Annotated in this window: 12 protein-coding genes; 9 read left to right on the top strand and 3 right to left on the bottom strand. The window is 73.2% G+C overall.

The window, feature by feature from the left end; all coding sequences use genetic code 11:
- Nucleotides 1-25: 25 nt before the first annotated feature.
- The 4 genes from AB0F71_RS23725 to AB0F71_RS23710 all read left to right on the top strand — a co-directional run bounded on the left by AB0F71_RS23725 (nucleotide 26) and on the right by AB0F71_RS23710 (nucleotide 5612).
- Entirely contained in the window at nucleotides 26-1378 is a 1353-nt protein-coding gene (locus AB0F71_RS23725; RefSeq protein WP_360237747.1) for a cytochrome P450, read from the top strand.
- A 35-nt stretch (nucleotides 1379-1413) separates the two neighbouring features.
- Nucleotides 1414-3240, top strand: a complete 1827-nt coding sequence (locus AB0F71_RS23720) for an AMP-dependent synthetase/ligase (RefSeq protein WP_360237745.1) — start codon at nucleotides 1414-1416, stop codon at nucleotides 3238-3240.
- A gap of 123 nt (nucleotides 3241-3363) precedes the next feature.
- Nucleotides 3364-4812 (top strand): MFS transporter, encoded by a 1449-nt coding sequence (locus AB0F71_RS23715; RefSeq protein ID WP_360237743.1) that lies wholly within the window; start codon nucleotides 3364-3366, stop codon nucleotides 4810-4812.
- A gap of 95 nt (nucleotides 4813-4907) precedes the next feature.
- On the top strand, nucleotides 4908-5612 hold the full coding sequence (locus AB0F71_RS23710) for a response regulator transcription factor (protein WP_360237741.1): 705 nt from the start codon (nucleotides 4908-4910) through the stop codon (nucleotides 5610-5612).
- On the opposite strand, the gene AB0F71_RS23705 is transcribed toward AB0F71_RS23710, so the two are convergent.
- The 3 genes from AB0F71_RS23705 to AB0F71_RS23695 all read right to left on the bottom strand — a co-directional run bounded on the left by AB0F71_RS23705 (nucleotide 5566) and on the right by AB0F71_RS23695 (nucleotide 10019).
- Nucleotides 5566-7122 (bottom strand): long-chain fatty acid--CoA ligase, encoded by a 1557-nt coding sequence (locus AB0F71_RS23705; RefSeq protein ID WP_360237739.1) that lies wholly within the window; start codon nucleotides 7120-7122, stop codon nucleotides 5566-5568. The genes AB0F71_RS23710 and AB0F71_RS23705 overlap by 47 nt on opposite strands.
- The gene (gene hemA, locus AB0F71_RS23700; RefSeq protein WP_360237737.1) at nucleotides 7119-8366 is read right to left on the bottom strand and encodes a 5-aminolevulinate synthase; all 1248 of its coding nucleotides are present in this window, start codon (nucleotides 8364-8366) and stop codon (nucleotides 7119-7121) included. Before hemA ends, AB0F71_RS23705 begins: the two co-directional genes overlap by 4 nt.
- A 72-nt stretch (nucleotides 8367-8438) precedes the next feature.
- On the bottom strand, nucleotides 8439-10019 hold the full coding sequence (locus tag AB0F71_RS23695) for a fatty acid--CoA ligase family protein (RefSeq protein WP_360237735.1): 1581 nt from the start codon (nucleotides 10017-10019) through the stop codon (nucleotides 8439-8441).
- Nucleotides 10020-10585: 566 nt separating this feature from the next.
- On the opposite strand from AB0F71_RS23695, the gene AB0F71_RS23690 reads away from it, so the two are divergent.
- The 5 genes from AB0F71_RS23690 to AB0F71_RS23670 all read left to right on the top strand — a co-directional run bounded on the left by AB0F71_RS23690 (nucleotide 10586) and on the right by AB0F71_RS23670 (nucleotide 18450).
- Nucleotides 10586-11926: a lysine 2,3-aminomutase gene (locus AB0F71_RS23690; RefSeq protein WP_360237733.1), complete on the top strand. Its 1341-nt coding sequence runs from the start codon at nucleotides 10586-10588 to the stop codon at nucleotides 11924-11926.
- The gene (locus tag AB0F71_RS23685) at nucleotides 11919-13634 is read left to right on the top strand and encodes a class I adenylate-forming enzyme family protein (protein WP_360237731.1); all 1716 of its coding nucleotides are present in this window, start codon (nucleotides 11919-11921) and stop codon (nucleotides 13632-13634) included. Before AB0F71_RS23690 ends, AB0F71_RS23685 begins: the two co-directional genes overlap by 8 nt.
- Before the next feature lie 42 nt (nucleotides 13635-13676).
- The gene (locus AB0F71_RS23680; protein ID WP_360237729.1) at nucleotides 13677-15617 is read left to right on the top strand and encodes an FAD/NAD(P)-binding protein; all 1941 of its coding nucleotides are present in this window, start codon (nucleotides 13677-13679) and stop codon (nucleotides 15615-15617) included.
- 102 nt (nucleotides 15618-15719) lie between these two features.
- On the top strand, nucleotides 15720-17174 hold the full coding sequence (locus AB0F71_RS23675; RefSeq protein WP_360237727.1) for an adenylosuccinate lyase family protein: 1455 nt from the start codon (nucleotides 15720-15722) through the stop codon (nucleotides 17172-17174).
- Nucleotides 17175-17184: 10 nt separating this feature from the next.
- Nucleotides 17185-18450: an MFS transporter gene (locus tag AB0F71_RS23670; protein WP_360237725.1), complete on the top strand. Its 1266-nt coding sequence runs from the start codon at nucleotides 17185-17187 to the stop codon at nucleotides 18448-18450.
- Nucleotides 18451-18452: the final 2 nt, after the last annotated feature.

The raw sequence follows: 18452 nt of genomic DNA, 5'->3' as shown, positions 1-18452 counted from the left end.
GCAACGACGAGGAGCCCGTAGCGCCATGTCAGCGACCACCACCGCCCCCTGCCCGCCGGCCCCCGGGCGGGTTCCCGTCCTGGGCCACGTGCCCGCACTGCTGCGCCGACCGCTGTCCTTCTTCGAGTCCACCAGGACCGAGGACCCGCTGGTGCGGGTCGGCTTCGGGCCCGTCGGCCTGTACCTGGCCAACGACCCGGCCCTGGTGCACCGCATCCAGGTCGACACCGACGCCTTCGAACGCGGCCGCTTCTTCGACGTCCTGGCCGGGCACTTCGGGAACCCGCCGATCGCCTCCGACGGCGCGCACCACCGGCACCAGCGGCGCACCCTCCAGCCGGCCTTCAGCCGCACCAGCGTGCGCGACCACACCCGGGCCATCGTCGAGGAGGCGCAGCGGCGCTTCGGCGCCTGGCGGCCCGGAACACCGGTACGGGCGGACGAGGAGATCTCCGACTTCGTCGCCGCCGTGGTGCTGCGCTCCCTGTTCGGCGCGGAGTTGGCCCCGGCCGTGGTGCGCGACATCCGGCACACCCTCAGCCTGATCTCCGGCAAGCTGCTCGCCGGGACCGTCTTCCCCGAGGCCCTGACGACCCTGCCCACCCCCGCCAACCGGCGCTTCGAGGCCGCCATGGGCCGCTTCCACGCCGTCATCGACGCGCTGATCCGGGACCGGCGGGCCAACCCCGGCTCCGTACCGGACGTGCTCGACATCCTGCTGAAGGCGACCCACCCGGACACCGGCCGCCCCTTCACCGACCACGAGATCCGCGGCGAGGCCCTGATCCTGGTCTTCGCCGGGCTGGAGACCACCAGCACCACGCTGACCTGGGCCGTCTTCGAGACGGCCGTCCGGCCCGAGGTGCAGCAGCGGCTGTACGACGAGGCCGTCCGCGTCCTGGACGGGCAGCCGCTCGGCTACGACCGGGTCAGGGAGCTCTCGTACACCCGGAAGGTCGTGGACGAGACGCTGCGGCTGCACGCGCCGATGCTGTCCACCCGGCGCGCCCGGCACGACGTCGTCCTCGCCGGGACCCTCGTCCCGGCCGGCGCGGAGGTCGGCTACAGCCCGCGCGCCGTGCACCGGAATCCGGCCGTCTACCCGGACCCGCACCGGTTCGACCCGGAGCGCGCCGCGGCCGACCCCGACCAGGCCCCGCCGCCCGGCGCCTACGTCCCCTGGGGCGTCGGAGCGCACCGCTGCATCGGGGAGCACCTCGCCGCCACCACGATGACCGTCGCCCTGGCCACCCTCGCCACCCGCTGGCAGCTGCGCATCGCGCCGGGCGCCCGGATCCGGATGGCGACGAGCTCCCTGCCGTACCCGCGCAGCCTCCCCCTGGTGGTGCGCCCGCGCGGCCGCGGCGGCGCCGAGTGAAGCCGGAACGACCCTCGCAACCGAAGGAGCCCGCCGTGGCATCGGCCACCCCGCCCCAACCGTCCCTGGACACCGGGGACCTGACGGTCACCCGGCTGCTGCGCCGCAACGCCCGCGCCCACCCCGGCCGCCCCGCGCTCACCAGCGGCCCCGGCCCCGACGCCACCACCTGGACCTGGTCGCGGCTGCGCGCCGAGACCGCCGCGCTCGCCCACGGCCTGGCCGGGCTCGGCCTGTGCCGCGGCGAGCGGGTGCTGATCGGGATGTCCAAGCGGCCCGAGCACTGGGTCGCCGACCTGGCCGCCGTCCACCTCGGCGCGCTGGCCTGCACCCCCTACGACACGCTGAGCACCGAGCAGCTGCGCTTCGTGGCCCGGCACAGCGCCGCCACGGTCGTGGTGCTGGAGGACGCGGCGCAACTGCGGCGCTGGCAGCCGGTGCTGACGGAGATGCCGGATCTGCGCGCGGTCGTGCTGGTGGAGCCGGCCGAGGCCCCCGCGGGTGACCCGCGCTACGTCACCTACGCCGAGCTGACCCGCGAACTGCCCGACGAGCGCGCCTTCGACGAGCTGACCGACGCCGCGACGCCCGACACGCCGCTGACCGTCGTCTACACCTCGGGCACCACCGGCGACCCCAAGGGCGTGGTGCTCTCGCACCGCAACGTCATCCACGAGTCGATGATGCAGGACCGTCTCGTCCCGGTGCCCGCGCACCCGCGCACCATCGCCCACCTGCCGCTGGCGCACATCGCCGAGCGGGTGCTGGGCATCTACATGCCGATCTGCAACGCGGGCCACGTCACCATCTGCGACGACCCGGCGCAGCTGGCGTCCGCGCTGCGGGTGGTGCGCCCGCACGCGCTCTTCGGGGTGCCGCGGGTGTGGGAGAAGCTGGCGGTCGCGGCGCGCGCCCGGCTCGCGGAGCTGCCGCCCGAGGAGGCCGCGGCGGTCGACGAGGCGCGGGAGACCGCCGCCGAGGTGTACCGGCTGCGGTCGGCCGGGCAGCCGGTGCCGTACGAACTTGCTTCCCAGTATGAAAAGTTGGACGATGTCGTGCTGCAGCCGATCCGAGCCGCCATCGGGCTCGACGACTGTCACCGCGCCCTGAGCGGCGCGGCGCCCATTCCCACTGCCGTGCTGGAGTTCCTGGCCGGTCTCGGGCTGTCCGTGTACGAGGTGTGGGGGCTCAGCGAAACCACCGGAGCCGCCACCGTCAGCACGCCGGAGGTCTTCGCGCTGGGCGCGGTCGGCCGTCCGGGGCCCGGTATCGAGGTCCGGACCGGCACCGACGGCGAGCTGTTCCTGCGCGGCCCCGTGGTGTGCGCAGGCTACCTGCGCGCCGACGGCGGCCTCGACCCCGCCACCGACGCCGAGGGCTGGCTGCCCACGGGTGACGTCGGCGCCGTGGACGACCGCGGCCTGGTCACCATCACCGACCGGAAGAAGGAGCTGATCATCACCGCCGGTGGCAAGAACATCGCCCCGACGAGACTGGAATCCCTGCTGCGCGCCCACCCGTTGATCGGCCAGGCCGCCGCCATCGGCGACCGCCGACGGTACGTCACCGCGCTGCTCGTCCTGGACGAGGACGCGCTGCCCACCTGGGCACGGGCCAACGGGGTCGACCCGGCGGGGCTGACCGACCCGGCCCGCCACCCGGCCGTCCGGGCCGCCCTCGACCAGGCCGTCGCCGAGGCCAACGCCGTCCTCGCCCGGGTCGAACAGATCAAGAAGTACCGCCTGCTGCCCGGCCCGTGGACGCCGGAGAGCGGCGAACTGACGCCGAAGCTCAGCCTGCGCCGGACGGCGATCGCCGAGCTGCACGCGGACGCCATCGAGTCGATGTACGGCGCGGACTGACCCGAGTCCGCCCGCCCCGAACCTCCGCACACCCCGACCGGCCGAGCACCTGACCACCCGTCCGCCCTCGACCCTTTCTTCCCCGCGTCCCCTTACCCCGACTCTCGACAAGGAGCCACCCCTGTGTCCGACGGGATCCGTCCCCACAACAGGGTCGCCCTGCTCGCCGTGACCTGCATCGGGCAGTTCATGGTCCTCCTCAACAACACCATCACCAGCGCGGCGCTGCCGGACATGCAGAAGCGCCTGGACACGACCCTGACCGGGCTGCAGTGGATCGTGAACGCCTACGTGCTCGCGGTGGCGATGCTGCTGCTGGCCGGCGGCGTCTTCGCGGACCGCTTCGGCGGCAAGCGCATCTTCCTGGGCGGCATGGCGGTGTTCACGCTCGCCTCGCTGGCGTGCAGCCTGTCCGCCTCGGTCGGCTGGCTGCTGGCCGCCCGCATCCTCCAGGGCATCGGGGCCGCCGCGCTCAGCCCCGCCAGCCTCGCGCTGCTCGCCTCCGGCTACCCCGTACCCGGGGACCGGGTGAAGGCGATCGGCCAGTGGGCCACGTTCAGCGGCATCGGCCTCGCGGTCGGGCCCGCGGCCGGCGGCCTGCTGGTCCAGGCCTTCGACTGGCGGGCCATCTTCCTGATCAACATCCCGATCGGCGTGGTGACGCTCCTCGTCGGTGCGCGCATCCTGCCGGACCAGCGCAACCCCGAGGCGCCCCCGCTCGACGTGCCCGGCCAGGTGCTGGCGCTCCTGGTCGTCGGCACGCTGGCCTTCGGACTCACCGAGGCCGGTGACAAGGGCTGGACGGCGCCGCTGATCCTGTCCTGCTTCGCCGCGACGGTCGTCCTGCTGGTGCTGTTCCTGGTCGTCGAGGCCCGGTCGGCCCGGCCGATGCTGCCGCTGCGCCTGTTCCGGCACCGGCTGTTCACCGTCTCCAACGCGGCGATGATCGTGGTCGGCTTCGGCCTGATGGGCTCGGGTTTCTTCTTCACCCAGTTCTTCGCCACCGTCCAGGGGCATTCGGTGCTGCGCTCGGCGATGGAGACGCTGCCGTGCACGCTCGCGATGGTGGTGTGCAGCCCGTACGCCGCCCGGATCGCCGCGCGGTTCGGCTTCCGCAGCGTCGTCACCGTGGGCCTGGTGCTGGCCGGGGCCGGGCTGGTGACGATGGCCGCCGTGCACACCGACACGCCGTACCTGAACGTGTGGTGGCGCCTGGCCGTCACCGGGGTCGGCTTCGGCCTCACCATGTCCCCGCTGACCGGGGCGGCCATCTCCTCGGTCAGCGCCCAGGAGGGCGGCCTCGCCTCGGGGATCAGCAGCACCACCCGCCAGATCGGCGCGGTCTTCGGGGTCGCGGTGCTCGGCGCCATCGTGCGCACGCGCCAGGAGCACGGCGCCTCCTACAGCAGCGGCCTGAACACCGCGTTCCTCACCGCCGGGGTCGTCACCCTGGTGAGCGCCGTGTTCACCGGCCTGTGGCTGGTGCGGCAGCAGGCCCCCGCGGCCGTCGCCCCGCAGAACGCCCCGACGGCCGTTCCCCGGCCCGAGGGTGAGCCGGTCCTGACCGACTGACCGCCGCCGACCGGAGCAGCAGGGTGGCCGCCCCGGCCGGGGCGGCCACCCTCGCACGACCCGAGGACCCCACCCTCGTACAGGAGAAGGAGATCATGTCCCTTCCGACGTCCCAGTCCTCCCAGCCCTTCCAGTCCTCCCGGTTCTCCCATGTTTCCCGGTCCTCGCCGGGCCTCACCGTGGCCCTGGCGGTCCGCAAGGACATCCACCGCTACGGGCTCGAAGGGATGCTGCACTCCCTGGAGTCGATCGCGAGCATCTTCAGCTACCCGACCGTCGCCGACGCCGCGGCGGCGGCCCCGAAGCTCTCGCCGGACCTGCTGCTCACCTCCGCCGCCGAACTGGCGGAGGCCCCGGACGCGGCGCCGGCCCGGCGGCTGCGCGACCACGACGTGCGCCTGGTGGTCCTGGTCGGCCCGGAGGAGCGGATGACCCCGGCCTGGGCCCCGCACGTGCACGGCTTCGTGGACCGGTCGGCCCTGCACCTCAGCCTGCTGCGGGAGGCGGTCTCGGACGTGTCCGCCGGGCGCTTCCACGTGTCGGCGAGCCTGGCGCGGCGCCTGCTGGTGCCCGCCGACCCCGGCCCCGCCGTCGCGCTGACGGCGCGGGAGACCCAGGTACTGGAACTGGTCGCGGGCGGCCTCAGCAACAAGCAGGCCGCCCGCTCCCTGGGCATCTCCGAGAACGGCGTCAAGCGGCTGATGGGGAACATCCTCGCCAAGCTCAACAGCCCCAACCGCACCCTCGCCGTGGTCAGGGCGATGGAACTCGGCCTGCTGGCGAAGCCGGCAGCAGCGTGACCAGCTCGCGCTTGAGGACCTTGCCGCTGGGGCCGAGCGGCAGCCGCTCGACGAACTCCACCCGGCGCGGCCGCTTGTAGCCGGTCAACTCCCGGCGGGCCAACTCGTCCAGTCCCTCGACGAGTTCGGCGTCCGTGCCGAAGCCGTCCCGGCGCACCACGACGGCGCAGACCTGCTCGCCGCGGGCCGGATCCGGGACGCCCACCACCGCGATCTGCTCGACGCCCGGGTGGCGCAGCAGCACTTCCTCGACCTCGCGCGGGTAGACGTTGTAGCCGCCCTGGATGATCACGTCCTTCTTCCGGTCCACCAGCGTGAGGTAGCCGTCCGGCGCCAGGCGCCCGAGGTCCCCGGACCGGAACCAGCCGTCCACCAGCACCTCGGCGGTGGCCTTCGGCAGGCCGAGGTACCCGGCCATCACGTTGTGGCCTCGGACGACGACCTCGCCCACCTCGCCCACGGGCAGCAGCTCCACCCGGCCCTCCAGGTCGGCGCGGGCGACGGCCACCTCCACACCGGTGACCGGCAGCCCGACGGTGCCGGGCCGCGGCGGCGTCCCCGGGTGGTTGTACGAGACGCAGGGCGAGGTCTCGGTCAGGCCGTACCCCTCGTACACCTCGCAGCCGAGGACCTCCCGGACCTGCGTCAGGACCGCGACCGCCAGGGCGGATCCGCCGCTGTAGGCGCGCCGCAGCCGGTGCGCGGGCGCGCCCGCGGCCACCGCCTCCAGCAGCGCGTGGTACATGGTCGGCACGCCCATGAAGACGGTGCAGCCGTGGCGCGCCATCTCCTGGAGGGCCTGCTCGGCGGCGAACCGGGGCGCCAGGACGAGGGTGGCGCCGGCCAGGAAGCAGGTGCCCATGACGCAGACCTGCCCGAAGGTGTGCGACAGCGGCAGGCACCCGTAGAGCACGTCGTCGTCCCGGACCGCGAAGGGGGAGACGGCGGTCACCTCGATGTTGGTGACGACGTTGCGGTGGGTGAGCATCGCGCCCTTGGGGCGGCCGGTGGTGCCCGAGGTGTAGAGGATCGCCGCCAGGTCCTCCGGGGCGACCGCCACGAACTCGGTGACCGGCCGCCCGGGGTGGGGGGCGTCCAGGTCGATCCCGCCGGAGCGCTCGTCCGCCACGGTGAACAGCTCGATCCCGGCGGCCGCGGCCGCCGGCCCGCCCTGTCCGACGACGGTGCCCTCGCAGACCAGGGCGCGCGCGTCGCAGTCCTTGAGCACGAACTCCACCTCGGCGGTGCGGGACTGCGCGTTCATCGGCACCACGACCGCGCCCAGGGCGAGGACCCCGAAGTACGCGGCCGGGAAGCGGGGGGAGTTGGGCAGCATCAGGACCACCCGGTCGCCCGGGCCGACGCCGTGGTGGCGCAGCACCGCGGCGTAGTGGCGGGCCCGGTCCCACAGCTGCCGGTAGGTGACGACGGTGTCGTCCTGGACCAGGGCCGGACGGTCCGGCCGCCGTGCCGCCGTATCGGCGAGCACGGCAGCCAGGGAGCGAGTCACACAAGCTCCTTCGCGGTGGTGTGCCCGGCCGCGCGGTCGGACGCGGTGGCGATCCCCAGCTCCTGCCAGATGCCCGCCAGGGCCTGGGCGAACTTCTCCACGTCGGCCTCCGTGTGGGTCGCCGACGGGGCGATCCGCAGCAGTTCCTCGCCGGCGCGGACGCTGGGGGCGTTGATGGCCTGGACGTACAGCTTGTGCCGGTCCAGGAGGAGCGCCGAGGCCTCCTTGCACAGGGCGTCGTCGCCGACCAGCGCCGAGACGATGTGCGAGTCGGTCGACAGGAACGGCACGTCGGCCTCCTGGAGCAGCCGGTGCAGCAGCTGGGCGTTGCGGGCCAGGCTCTCCCGCTCGGCGTCGGAGCCGCGCAGGTGGCGCACGGCGGCCAGGGCGCCGGCCGCGGTCGCGGGCGGCAGTGAGGTGGTGAAGACGAACGCCCGCGACATGGTGCGCACCGCGTCGACCAGGTCCTGCGGCCCGGCGATGTAACCGCCGGCGGTGCCGAGGCCCTTGGCGAGGGTGCCCATGATGACGTCGAACCGGTGGGCGATGCCCTCGCGGGCGGCGATGCCCGCGCCCTCGGGGCCGTACATGCCGATGGCGTGCACCTCGTCGAGGAAGGTGGTCGCGCCGTACTGCTCGGCCAGGTCGGCGATCTCGGCGAGCGGCGCCACGTCACCGGACATGGAGTACACCGACTCCAGCACGATCAGCTTGGGCGCCTCCGGGTCGGTCGCCGCGAGGAGTTCGGCCAGGTGCGCGACGTCGTTGTGGCGGAAGATGCGCTTCTGGGCGCCGCTGCGCCGCAGGCCGTCGATCATCGACGCGTGGTTCAGCTCGTCGGAGAAGACCACGGTGCCCTTGGGGTTGCCCGCGATCACCGCGAGCGCGCCGTCGTTGGCGGTGTAGCCGGAGGCGAAGAGCAGTGCGGCGTCCTTGCGGTGCCAGTCCGCGAGTTCGCGCTCCAGCTCCACGTGGCGGTGGTTGGTGCCGCCGATGTTGCGGGAGCCGCCGGAGCCGGCGCCGAACCGGGCCACGGCGTCGTGGACGGCGGCCAGGACGGAGGGGTGCTGCCCCATCCCGAGGTAGTCGTTGCTGCACCAGACGGTGATCTCGTTGTCCTCGTCGGCGGTGCGGGCGATCGCGCTGGGGAAGCTGCCGGCGCGGCGGCCGATCTCCAGGAAGGTGCGGGTACGGCGCTGCTCCTCGGTGAGCTGCTCGGTGAAGTAGTCGAGGTGCCGGGGCATGGGAGTTCCTCTCGTTCGACACGAAATGCGAAATGGCTTGACCGGTACGGGAGTTCGGGTTGACGCGGGGCCTCAGGCGGTGGCGGCGCTGTGCTCGCGCAGCCGCGCCTTGTCGGGCTTGCCGGTCGGGTTCATGGGGAGTTCGTCGAGCACCAGGACCCGCTCGGGGGCCAGGGCCGGGGAGAGGTTGGCGCTGATGTGCTTGCGCACCGCCTCGGGTTCGACGAGCGTGCCGGGGCGGCAGGTCAGGGCGGCGTGGAGGTGCTCGGTGCCGTCGGCGTCGCGCACCCCGTAGACGGCCGCGAGGGCGACGCCGGGGACGGTCAGCAGCTCGCGCTCGACCACGGCCGGGTAGATCTTGACCCCGTCGACCTTGACCACGTCGGAGACCCGGTCGAGCAGGTGGAGGTAGCCGCGGTCGTCGCGGTAGCCGATGTCGCCGGTGCGGTACCAGCCGTCGCGCAGCACGCCGGCGTCCAGGGCCGGGTCGAGGTAGCCGTCCATGAGCTGCGGGGAGCGCATCCGGATCTCACCGACCTGGCCGTCGGCCAGCGGCACCCCGGTGTCCGGGTCGCGCACCTCCAGCTCGACCTCGGGGAAGACCCGGCCGACCGTGGCGGCCAGGCCGGCGTCGGCGTGCCCGGCCGGGTCGAGGTAGCTGATCCGGCCGCTCTCCGTGGTGCCGTAGAGCTGCAGCAGGATCGGGCCGAACACCTCGTGGGCGACGGCGAGGCGGCTGGGCGCCGCCGACGTCCCGCTGTAGCTCAGGCTCCGCAGGCCGGCCAGTCCGGCCGACCGGGCGTCGCGGTGCCCCAGGTCCTCGAGGTGGTCGAGCAGCCGGTACAGCTGGGTGGTGGCCATGAAGGTGCGGGTGACGCGGTGCTCGATCACGGCGCGCACCACCTGCGGCGCGTCGAACTCCGGCAGCAGCACGACGCTGCCGCCCACCGCCAGGGCGCCGTCGACCAGGAGGCCGGCGCTGTGGCTCAGCGGGGTGCTGTACAGGGCGGTGATCTCGGCGGCCTCCGCGGGGGTGTCGACCGCGATCCGCACGGTGCCCTCCCAGGACCGCAGCGACTTGCGGATCCCCTTGGGGCGGCCGGTGCTGCCGCTGGTGAACATGATGACCGCCAGGTCGTCGGGCTCCCCGCGCTCCGGGGCGACGGCCCCGGGGTCGTCGGTGGGCGCCGTCCCGGCGGACCCGTCCTGCCCGGGGCCGACCAGCACGGCCCCGGACCGCTCGGCCAGTTCGGCGGCCCGCGCCGCGCTGGTCCGGTCGGCGTACAGCACGGTCGCACCGGTGTCCCGCACGATGCCGAGCTGGTCGGTGAGCGGAAGCATCGCCGTGCTGGTGCCCGGGTTGGTGGAGCGCAGGTAGCAGACCGCGGCGCCGGCCAGGTGGGCGGCGTGCCGCACGCCGAGCATGTCCGGGCTGTTGGGCGCGGTGAGCACGGCGACCACGGTGCCGCGCCCGACGCCGTTGGCCCGCAGGGTGCGGTAGGTGCCGGTGACGGCCCGCAGGTAGTCCTCCGCGGTCAGCTCCGTACCCGGGTAGCGCAGCACCACCTTGCCGGGGTGCTCCGCCAGTGCCGCCAGTACCTCGGGCACGTAGCCGCCCGCGTCCGACCACCAGGCCCCGCCCGCAGTCACCATGCCGCCCTCTCCTCACCGCCCCGCCGCATCCGGCGGTCAGCCGTTGACCTGACAGCTGGAGTCTTCTGGTCGCCGCCGGCGCGGAACAGGCGTGTTCGGGCACGTCGATGGTGCGCCCGGGCCGGCTGCACCACGGGGGTACCCGAACGGGTAGGCCACCCGGGGCCGCTGGTGCGCTGCCCGTCGGGGGCTCCCCGGGAGCGGGGGAGCGGGGCGAATGTGAACAGTCTGTGCCGTCGATCACGGAGGGGGGAACGGCGCAGAACGGCTGACCTGCAACGATCTGGTGGGCGGATGGATCGATTCGGGAATCGTGCTTGATCGCCGCTCCCGGACGGCGCAGGATCGATCCCGGCAAGGCACCGAGCCGTGCCGTGACACGGGGGACTGAGCGGGCCGTATCTCCTCGGCTCCGGACGACTTTTCTCACTTTCCTGACGGGCTATCCGACGGGCGGCTTCGGGCCGCTCGTTCCCATGTCACGACCGCGCCGGTTTTTCCCACTACACCGATGTTGCGGGGGAAGTGTGTTGCAACAGCCTTACTCATATCGGTACAGAGCCCTCGTGGAGCCCGACTGGCGGCGGATCCCCGGCTGGCGCGAGGTGACCGAGCAGGAGTGGCACGATCCGCAGTGGCAGCGGGTGCACTGCGTGAAGAACGTCCGCCAGCTCAGGTCGGTCTACGGTGACCTGCTGTCCGAGGAGTTCTACCTCGACGTGGAGCGCGACCAGGCGGAGCGGGCGACCATGTCGCTGCTGCTGCCGCCGTACGTGCTCAGCATGATGGTGCCGCACGCCGAGCCGGACGCCGAGAGCATGTACGCCGACCCGGTGCGCCGGCACATGCTCCCGGTGTTCTCCGACCGGGACCCCGAGTGGCCCTCGCACCCGTACGCCTCGCGGGACTCGCTGCACGAGGCGGAGATGTGGGTGGTCGAGGGTCTGACCCACCGTTACCCGACCAAGGTGCTGGCCGAGTTGGTCTCCACCTGCCCCCAGTACTGCGGGCACTGCACCCGGATGGACCTGGTCGGCAACTCCACGCCGCAGATCCTCAAGTTGAAGTTCACGGTCAAGCAGGCCGACCGCCACGACGCCATGCTGGACTACTTACGCCGGACGCCGACCGTCCGCGACGTGGTGGTCTCCGGCGGCGACGTGGCCAACGTGCCGTGGCCCCGGCTGGAGTCCTTCGTCTCGGCGCTGCTGGAGCTGGACCACATCCGGGACATCCGGCTCGCCTCCAAGGCGCTGATGGACCTGCCGCAGCACTGGCTCAGCGACGACGCCCAGCGCACCATGGGCCGGCTGGCCGCCACCGCGCGCGAGCGCGGCGTCAGCCTGGCCGTGCACACCCACACCAACTCCGCGCAGCAGGTGACCCCGCTGAACGCGCGGGCCGCCCGGAGCATGCTCGACCTCGGCGTGCGCGACGTGCGCAACCAGGGCGTCATGCTGCGCGGGGTCAACGACACCCCCGAGTCGCTGCTCGACCTGTGCTTCGCGCTGCTCGACGGCGCCGGGGTGATGCCGTACTACTTCTACCTCTGCGACATGATCCCGAACGCCGAGCACTGGCGCCTCGCCCTGTGGGAGACCCAGGCGTTGCAGCAGGCGGTCATGGGGTACCTGCCGGGCTTCGCCACGCCCCGGCTGGTCTGCGACGTGCCGTTCGTCGGCAAGCGCTGGGTGCACCAGACCGAGCACTACGACCGTGAGCGCGGCATCTCGTACTGGTCCAAGAACTACGTCACCTCACTGGAACAGGACGACCCGTACGCGCTCGCCAAGTCGTACGAGTACTACGACCCGATCCAGACCCTCGGCGAGGCGGGGCGCGAGTGGTGGCGCTCCCACGTCGCAGTGTCCGAAACCGTCCCGAGCACCAGGAGCTCCCATGAGTGACCTCAGCCCCATCGCGCCGCTCTCGGTGCGGCAGAAGTTCCTGGTCGAGCCCGACCTGGGGGCCGGCAACTTCCTGCAGTACGCCCTCAAGTACAACCCGAACACCGACGTGCCGCTGGTCTACAGCCACCGGACGGACGAGCGCGGGCAGGTGGCGCTGCGCGGGTACAGCCTGCGCGAACTGGAGGCCATCCGCGACCAGTACGCCCGCTGGTACTGGGCGAACGGCGTGCGGCCCGGCGATCCGGTCGCGCTCTACATCGCCGAGGGCCTCCAGCCGATCCTGCACTTCCTGGCGCTCACCGCGCTCGGTGCCGTCCCGGCGCTGGTCAACGACGCGATGCCGATCCCGACGGCCAAGCGCTACCTGGACCACGTCGGCGTGGTCGGCCTGGTCGCGGACGACCCGCGGCTGATCTCGGCGGCCTACAAGCCCGGCCAGCCGCGGCCCCGGTTCATCGTGCCGTCCGCGGAGATCCGCGCGCACGACCCCGAGTCGGGCACGCTCCCGGACGTCTACCCGTACCGGCACGCCGCCGAGGACGTGGTGGGGCTGATCCACTCCTCCGGCACCACCGGCACCCCCAAGTCCACCATGGTGGCCCACCGCCAGTTCTGGGTCGGCAAGGAGACGCGCATGGTGCGCTTCCCGGCCGAGCCGTACGACCGGCTGCTGTCGCTGATGCCGCACACCCACGCCGGCGGTCTCAGCTACCTGCTCACCACGATCCTGCTGGGCCTGCCCACCCTGACCATGGGCGACTGGCGGCGCACCGCGGTGGAGCCGGTGATGAAGGCCTTCCAGCCCACCATGGTCGCCTCCTTCGCCCGCACCTTCGTCGAACTCGCCACCGGCGAGGCGCCGGTGGAGGCCGCCGCCAAGGTGCACACCTGGTTCAACACCGGCGACTCGGCGCACTACGGCCACATCCGCCGGCTGGTGCGGCTCGGCGAGCGCCCCTCCGGCCTGATCCAGCCCTGGCTGCTCCCCGAGGGCGACGCCGGCCAGGCGGTGCTGCCCGGCTCCCGGTTCGTCGACGGGCTGGGCTCCTCCGAGATGGGCATGGCGCTGTTCGGCCAGGTCACCACCCCGGAGACGCCCCGCGACGACCGCTGCGTCGGCCTGCCGGTCGAGGTGGTCGAGCACGCCGCCGTCCTGGACGACGACGGCAACGAGGTGCCGGACGGCACGGTCGGCTACCTCGCGGTCAAGACCCCGTCCCGCACCCCGGGTTACTGGAACGACCCGGAGCTGACCCGCAGCTTCGAGCTGGCCGGCTACTGGCTGACCGGCGACATCGCCCGCCGCACCGAGGACGGCCGGTTCTACCACCTGGACCGCACGGTCGACGTGATCAACACCGCCACGGGCCCGGTCTACAGCCTCCCGCTGGAGGAGGTGCTGATCGCCGACTGCGAGGACCTGGTGATGGACTGTTCGGTCATCGGCGTGCCCGGCGCGCGCGGCGACGGCCAGCAGCCGATCGCCGTGGTCCGGCTCCAGGAGGGCGCGGCCGGCACCGAGCCGGCCACCATCCTCGACGCGGCGAACAAGGCCCTGGCGGCGGCCGGACTGGCCGAGCTGGCCGCGGTCTTCGTGGCCGAGCAGGAGGGCGACTTCCCGACCGGCCCCACCGGCAAGGTGCTCAAGCGCGAGCTGCGCACCCGCCACGCCACGGCGCTGACGGCCGAGGCCGCCCAGCAGTAGTCCGGCTCCACCTCCACTCCTTCACGGCTACCAGGAAGAGCTATGTCAGGAGAGAAGCAGACACGTGCGATCGGCGTCATCGGCGCCGGTCCCCGGGGTCTCTCCGTCGTGGAACGGTTAACCGTCAACGCGACGGAGGGCGGCCACCCGGTCGTGATCCACGTGGTGGATCCGTACGTCGGCAGCGGCGGCCGGGTCTGGGACGTCACGCAGCCGACCGAACTGCTGATGAACACGGTGGCCTCGCAGGTCACCATGTTCACCGACCCGAGCGTCACCTGCGAAGGCCCGATACGTCCGGGACCGAGCCTGTACGAGTGGGCGAAGCTGGACATCGAGCTGGAGCCCCTCGAGTACCCGGAGTGGGTGAGCAAGGAGGCCGCGGAGCTCGGCCCGGACTCCTACCCCTCCCGGGCCTTCTACGGCCACTACCTGGTCTGGGTGCTCGACCGCCTGGTCAGCACGGCCCCCGACCACGTCTCGATCCGGCTGCACCGCAACACCGCGGTGAGCCTGACCGAGGCCGAGGACGGTTCGCAGATCGTCACCCTGGACGACGGCAGCGGACTGCTGCTGGACAGCGTCGTCCTGGCCCAGGGGCACCTGGACATGCCGCCGAGCGCGGGCGAACTGGGCCTGGACGGCTACGCCCGGGCGCAGGGCCTCGGCTACCTGCCGCCGACCAACCCGGCCGAGGCCGACCTGGACTTCGTCGCCCCGGGCCAGCCGGTCGCGCTGCGGGGACTGGGGCTCAACTTCTTCGACTACCTGACGCTGCTGACCACCGGCCGCGGCGGCACCTTCGTCCGGGAGGGCGAGCGGCTGCGCTACCGCCCGTCCGGCCGGGAGCCGTTGATGTACGCCGGCTCCCGGCGCGGCATCCCGTACCACGCGCGCGGCGAGAACCAGAAGGGCGCCTTCGGGCGCCACTGGCCCAACTCCCGCACCATGGAACGGATCAACGTGCTGCGCGAGCAGCGCCGGCAGGGCGCCGAGGTCGAGTTCACCCGGCACATCTGGCCGCTGGTCGACCGCGAGGTCACCGGGGTCTACTACCACGCGCTGATCTCCGAGCGGCTCGGCGGCGAGCAGGCCGACGCCTTCCTGCGGGAGTACGGCGACCGGCTGCCGGGCGCGGACGACGAGGAGCTGCTCGGCCGGTTCGGCCTCGGGCCGGCCGACCGCTGGGACTGGGACGCGATCGCCCGGCCGTACGGGGAGCGCAAGTTCCTCAGCCGGGTCGAGTTCCAGGACTGGCTGCTCGGCCACCTGCGGCAGGACCTGGTGGAGGCCCGGCGCGGCAACGTCCGAGGGGCGCTGAAAGCGGCCCTGGACGTCATGCGGGACCTGCGCAACGAAGTCCGGCTGCTGGTCGACCACGCCGGGATCACCGGCGAGTCCTACCGCGACGAGCTGCAGGCCTGGTACACGCCGCTCAACGCCTACGTCTCGATCGGCCCGCCGCCCAGACGGATCGAGGAGCTGATCGCCCTGGTCGAGGCGGGCGTGGTGACCATGCTCGCTCCCGGCATGCGGGTCACGCCCGCACCGGCGGGGGCCGGGTTCACGGTCGACTCCACGTCCGTTCCCGGTGGGGAGGTCGAGGTGACCGCGCTGATCGAGGCGCGGCTGCCCGAGGTCGACATCCGCACCACCGAGGACCCGCTGGTCCGCAACCTGCTGGAGCGCCGGGCCTGCCGGCCGTACCTGATCCCCACCGGCACCGACGGGCACGTCGAGACCGGCGGGCTGACGGTCACCGAGCGGCCGTACCGGCTGGTCGACGCGGCGGGCCGGGTGCACCCGTACCGCTACGCCTTCGGGGTGCCGACCGAGACGGTGCACTGGGCGACCGCGGCCGGGATCCGGCCCGGGGTCGACTCGGTGATCCTCGGCGACGCCGACGCGATCGCCCGGGCCTGCCTGTCGGCCGAACCGGGCCAGCGCTCGCCGTCGGCGGTGCGGGTGCGGGTCACCCTCTGAGGGGCGGGCGCAACCGCACCACCCGGTGGCCCCGGCCACCGGCAGTACCGGCAAGTACCTTGAGAAAGTCCTGAGTTGAACCATCAGAAGGAGGACCGCGCAGTGCCCGACCAGACCGCGTCCGATTCGACCGTCCGCCGACCGAGCGGCAGTGACCGCGCACCGGTGAGCGTCGACGCCGGACTGCTCTCACCGGTCTGGGCGGGCACCGACGCGCTCCGAACCCTGGGCGACGAGGCATGGGTCGCCGCGATGCTGGAGACCGAGGTCGCGCTGGCCCGTGCCCAGGCGTCCCTCGGCGTGATACCCGCCGACCTGGCGGGAGCGATCGCCGAGGGCGCCGCGAGAGCCCGGATCGACGTCGTGGAGCTGGCCGCCGAGGCCCGCGGCGCCGCCAACCCGGTCGTCGTCCTGGTCCGGGAGCTGACGGCGGCGGTCGCCGCCGTCGACCCCGCCGCCGCCGGGTACGTGCACCTCGGCAGCACCAGCCAGGACATCCTGGACTCGGCCGCGATGCTGCTCGGCGCGAGAGTGCTGGCGGACATCCGGCAGAACCTCTCCCGGGTGGCCGCGGCGCTGGCGAAGCTCGCCGACGAGCACCGCGCCACCCCGATGGCCGCCCGCACCCTGGCCCAGCACGCCGTACCCACCACCTTCGGGCTGAAGGCGGCCGGCTGGCTGGACTCGGTGCTGGACACCGTCGAGCGGGTCGACCGCACCGCCGCCCTGCTGCCGGCCCAACTGGGCGGCGCGGCCGGCACGATGGCGGCCTACCAGGAGTACGCCGTGGCCACCCCGGCCGACCGGCCCGGCCACGGGATCGAGCTCGCGGCGCGCTTCGCCGCCGAACTCGGCCTGCGCGAGCCCTCCGCCCCCTGGCACAGCCTGCGCGTCCCGCTGAACGACCTCGGCTGGGTGCTCAGTTCCGTCACCGGGACGCTGGGGAAGTTCGCCCTGGACGTCCAGGGGATGTCCCGCACCGAGGTCGGCGAGGTCGCCGAACCGGCTGCCGCGGGCCGCGGCGTCTCCTCGGCGATGCCCCAGAAGCGCAACCCGGTGCTGGCCACCCTCATCATGGCGGCCGCCCGTCAACTGCCCGCCCAGGCCATGATCCTGGCCCAGAGCATGGTGGCCGAGGACGAGCGGGCGCCCGGCGCCTGGCACGCCGAGTGGCAGCCGCTGCGCGAGGCGCTGCGGCTGGCCTCGGGCGCGGCGTACACGGCCGTGGAGCTCGCCGAGGGCCTGGAGGTCTTCCCGGAGCGGATGCGGGAGAACCTGGCGCTCACCGGCGGCTCGATCGTCTCCGAGCGGCTGAACGTCGCCCTCGCCCCACTGCTGGGCAAGGCCGAGGCGAAGAAGCTGCTGGCCGAGTGCGCCCGCCGGTCCGCCTCCGGCGCGGGCTCGTTCACCGAGGTGATGGAGGCCCGGGCGGACCTGGTGGCCAAGCTGCCGGCCGGCGTCACCGTCCAGGACCTGCTGGCCCCCGAGGGCTACCTGGGTGCCGCCGAACAGCTGGTGGACCGCGTGCTGCGGCGCCACCAGGAGAACCACGCGTGAAGGAGCCAGCATGAGTGACCTCTCCCCGGCGGTGCGCCCCCGCGGGCTGCGCGGTCCGGTGGCGTTCTGGCTGATCGCCACCACCCAGTGCCTGCTGCTGTTCGCCTCCAGCGCGCCGTCCCCGCTCTACGTGGTCTACCAGGCCAAGTGGGGCTTCTCCTCCATCACCCTGACCGAGGTGTTCGCGGCCTACGCCCTGGCGCTGCTGGTCGCGCTGCTGGTGGTCGGCGGACTGTCCGACTACGTCGGCCGGCGGCCGGTGCTGCTCGCCGCGCTCGTCGTCGAGGTGGTCAGCATGGCGCTGTTCATCCGCGCCGACGGCGTCGCCTGGCTGATGGCCGCCCGGGTGGCGCAGGGCCTGGCCACCGGCGCCGCGACCGGGGCGACCAGCGCCGCGATGCTGGACCTCGCCCCGCAGCACCGGCCCAGGCTCGGCCCGCTGGTCAACAGCGCCGCGCCGATCGTCGGGCTGGCGCTGGGCGCGCTCGGCGCGGGCCTGCTGGTCCAGTACGCGCCGCACCCGCAGACCCTGGTGTACGCGCTGCTGCTCGCGGCCTTCGTGCTCTGCGCGCTGGCCGTCCCCGCGCTCGCCGAGACCTCCCCGCGCCGCCCGGGCGCGCTGGCCTCGCTGACGCCGCGGATGGGCATCCCGCGCGAGGCCAGGCCGATGTTCCTGGTGGTGGTGCCCTGCCTGTTCGCGGTCTGGGCGCTGGGCGGCCTCTACATGTCGCTCGGCCCGTCCATCGCGGCCGGCATCCTGCACATCTCCAACCACGTCATCGGCGGCCTGGTCATCTTCGCGCTGACCGGGACGGGGGCGGTCGGCTCGCTGCTGCGCCGCAACCACCCGCCGCGGCAGACCATGACCCTCGGCTTCGTGGCCTTCTTCGTCGGGGTCGGCGCCACCCTGGGCGCCCTGGCCGCGGCCTCCACCCCGCTGTTCTTCGTCGGCACGGTGATCGCCGGTTACGGCTTCGGGACGGGCTTCCTGAGCGCCTTCCAGACCGTCGGGCCGCTGGCCGGACCGGACGTCCGCGCCGAGCTGATCGCCAGCATGTACGTCGTCTGCTACCTGGGGTTCAGCCTGCCGGCCGTCGCGGCCGGGGTGGCCGTGGGCCACATCGGGTTGAAGTCCACCGCGACGGTGTACGGCATCGCCGTGATGGTGCTCGCGGTGGCCGCCACCGCGGGGCTGCTGGTGCAGCAGCGCAAGGAGCAGCGCACGCGGCGGAGCGGGAGCGAGCCGGTGCCCGTCTCCGGTTCGGCGCGCCGTTGACC

The organism is Kitasatospora sp. NPDC028055 (assembly GCF_040637885.1).
Taxonomy (GTDB): domain Bacteria; phylum Actinomycetota; class Actinomycetes; order Streptomycetales; family Streptomycetaceae; genus Kitasatospora.
The sequence above is the reverse complement of the archived record's forward strand: the minus strand, read 5'-3'. Positions and strand labels throughout refer to the sequence as shown.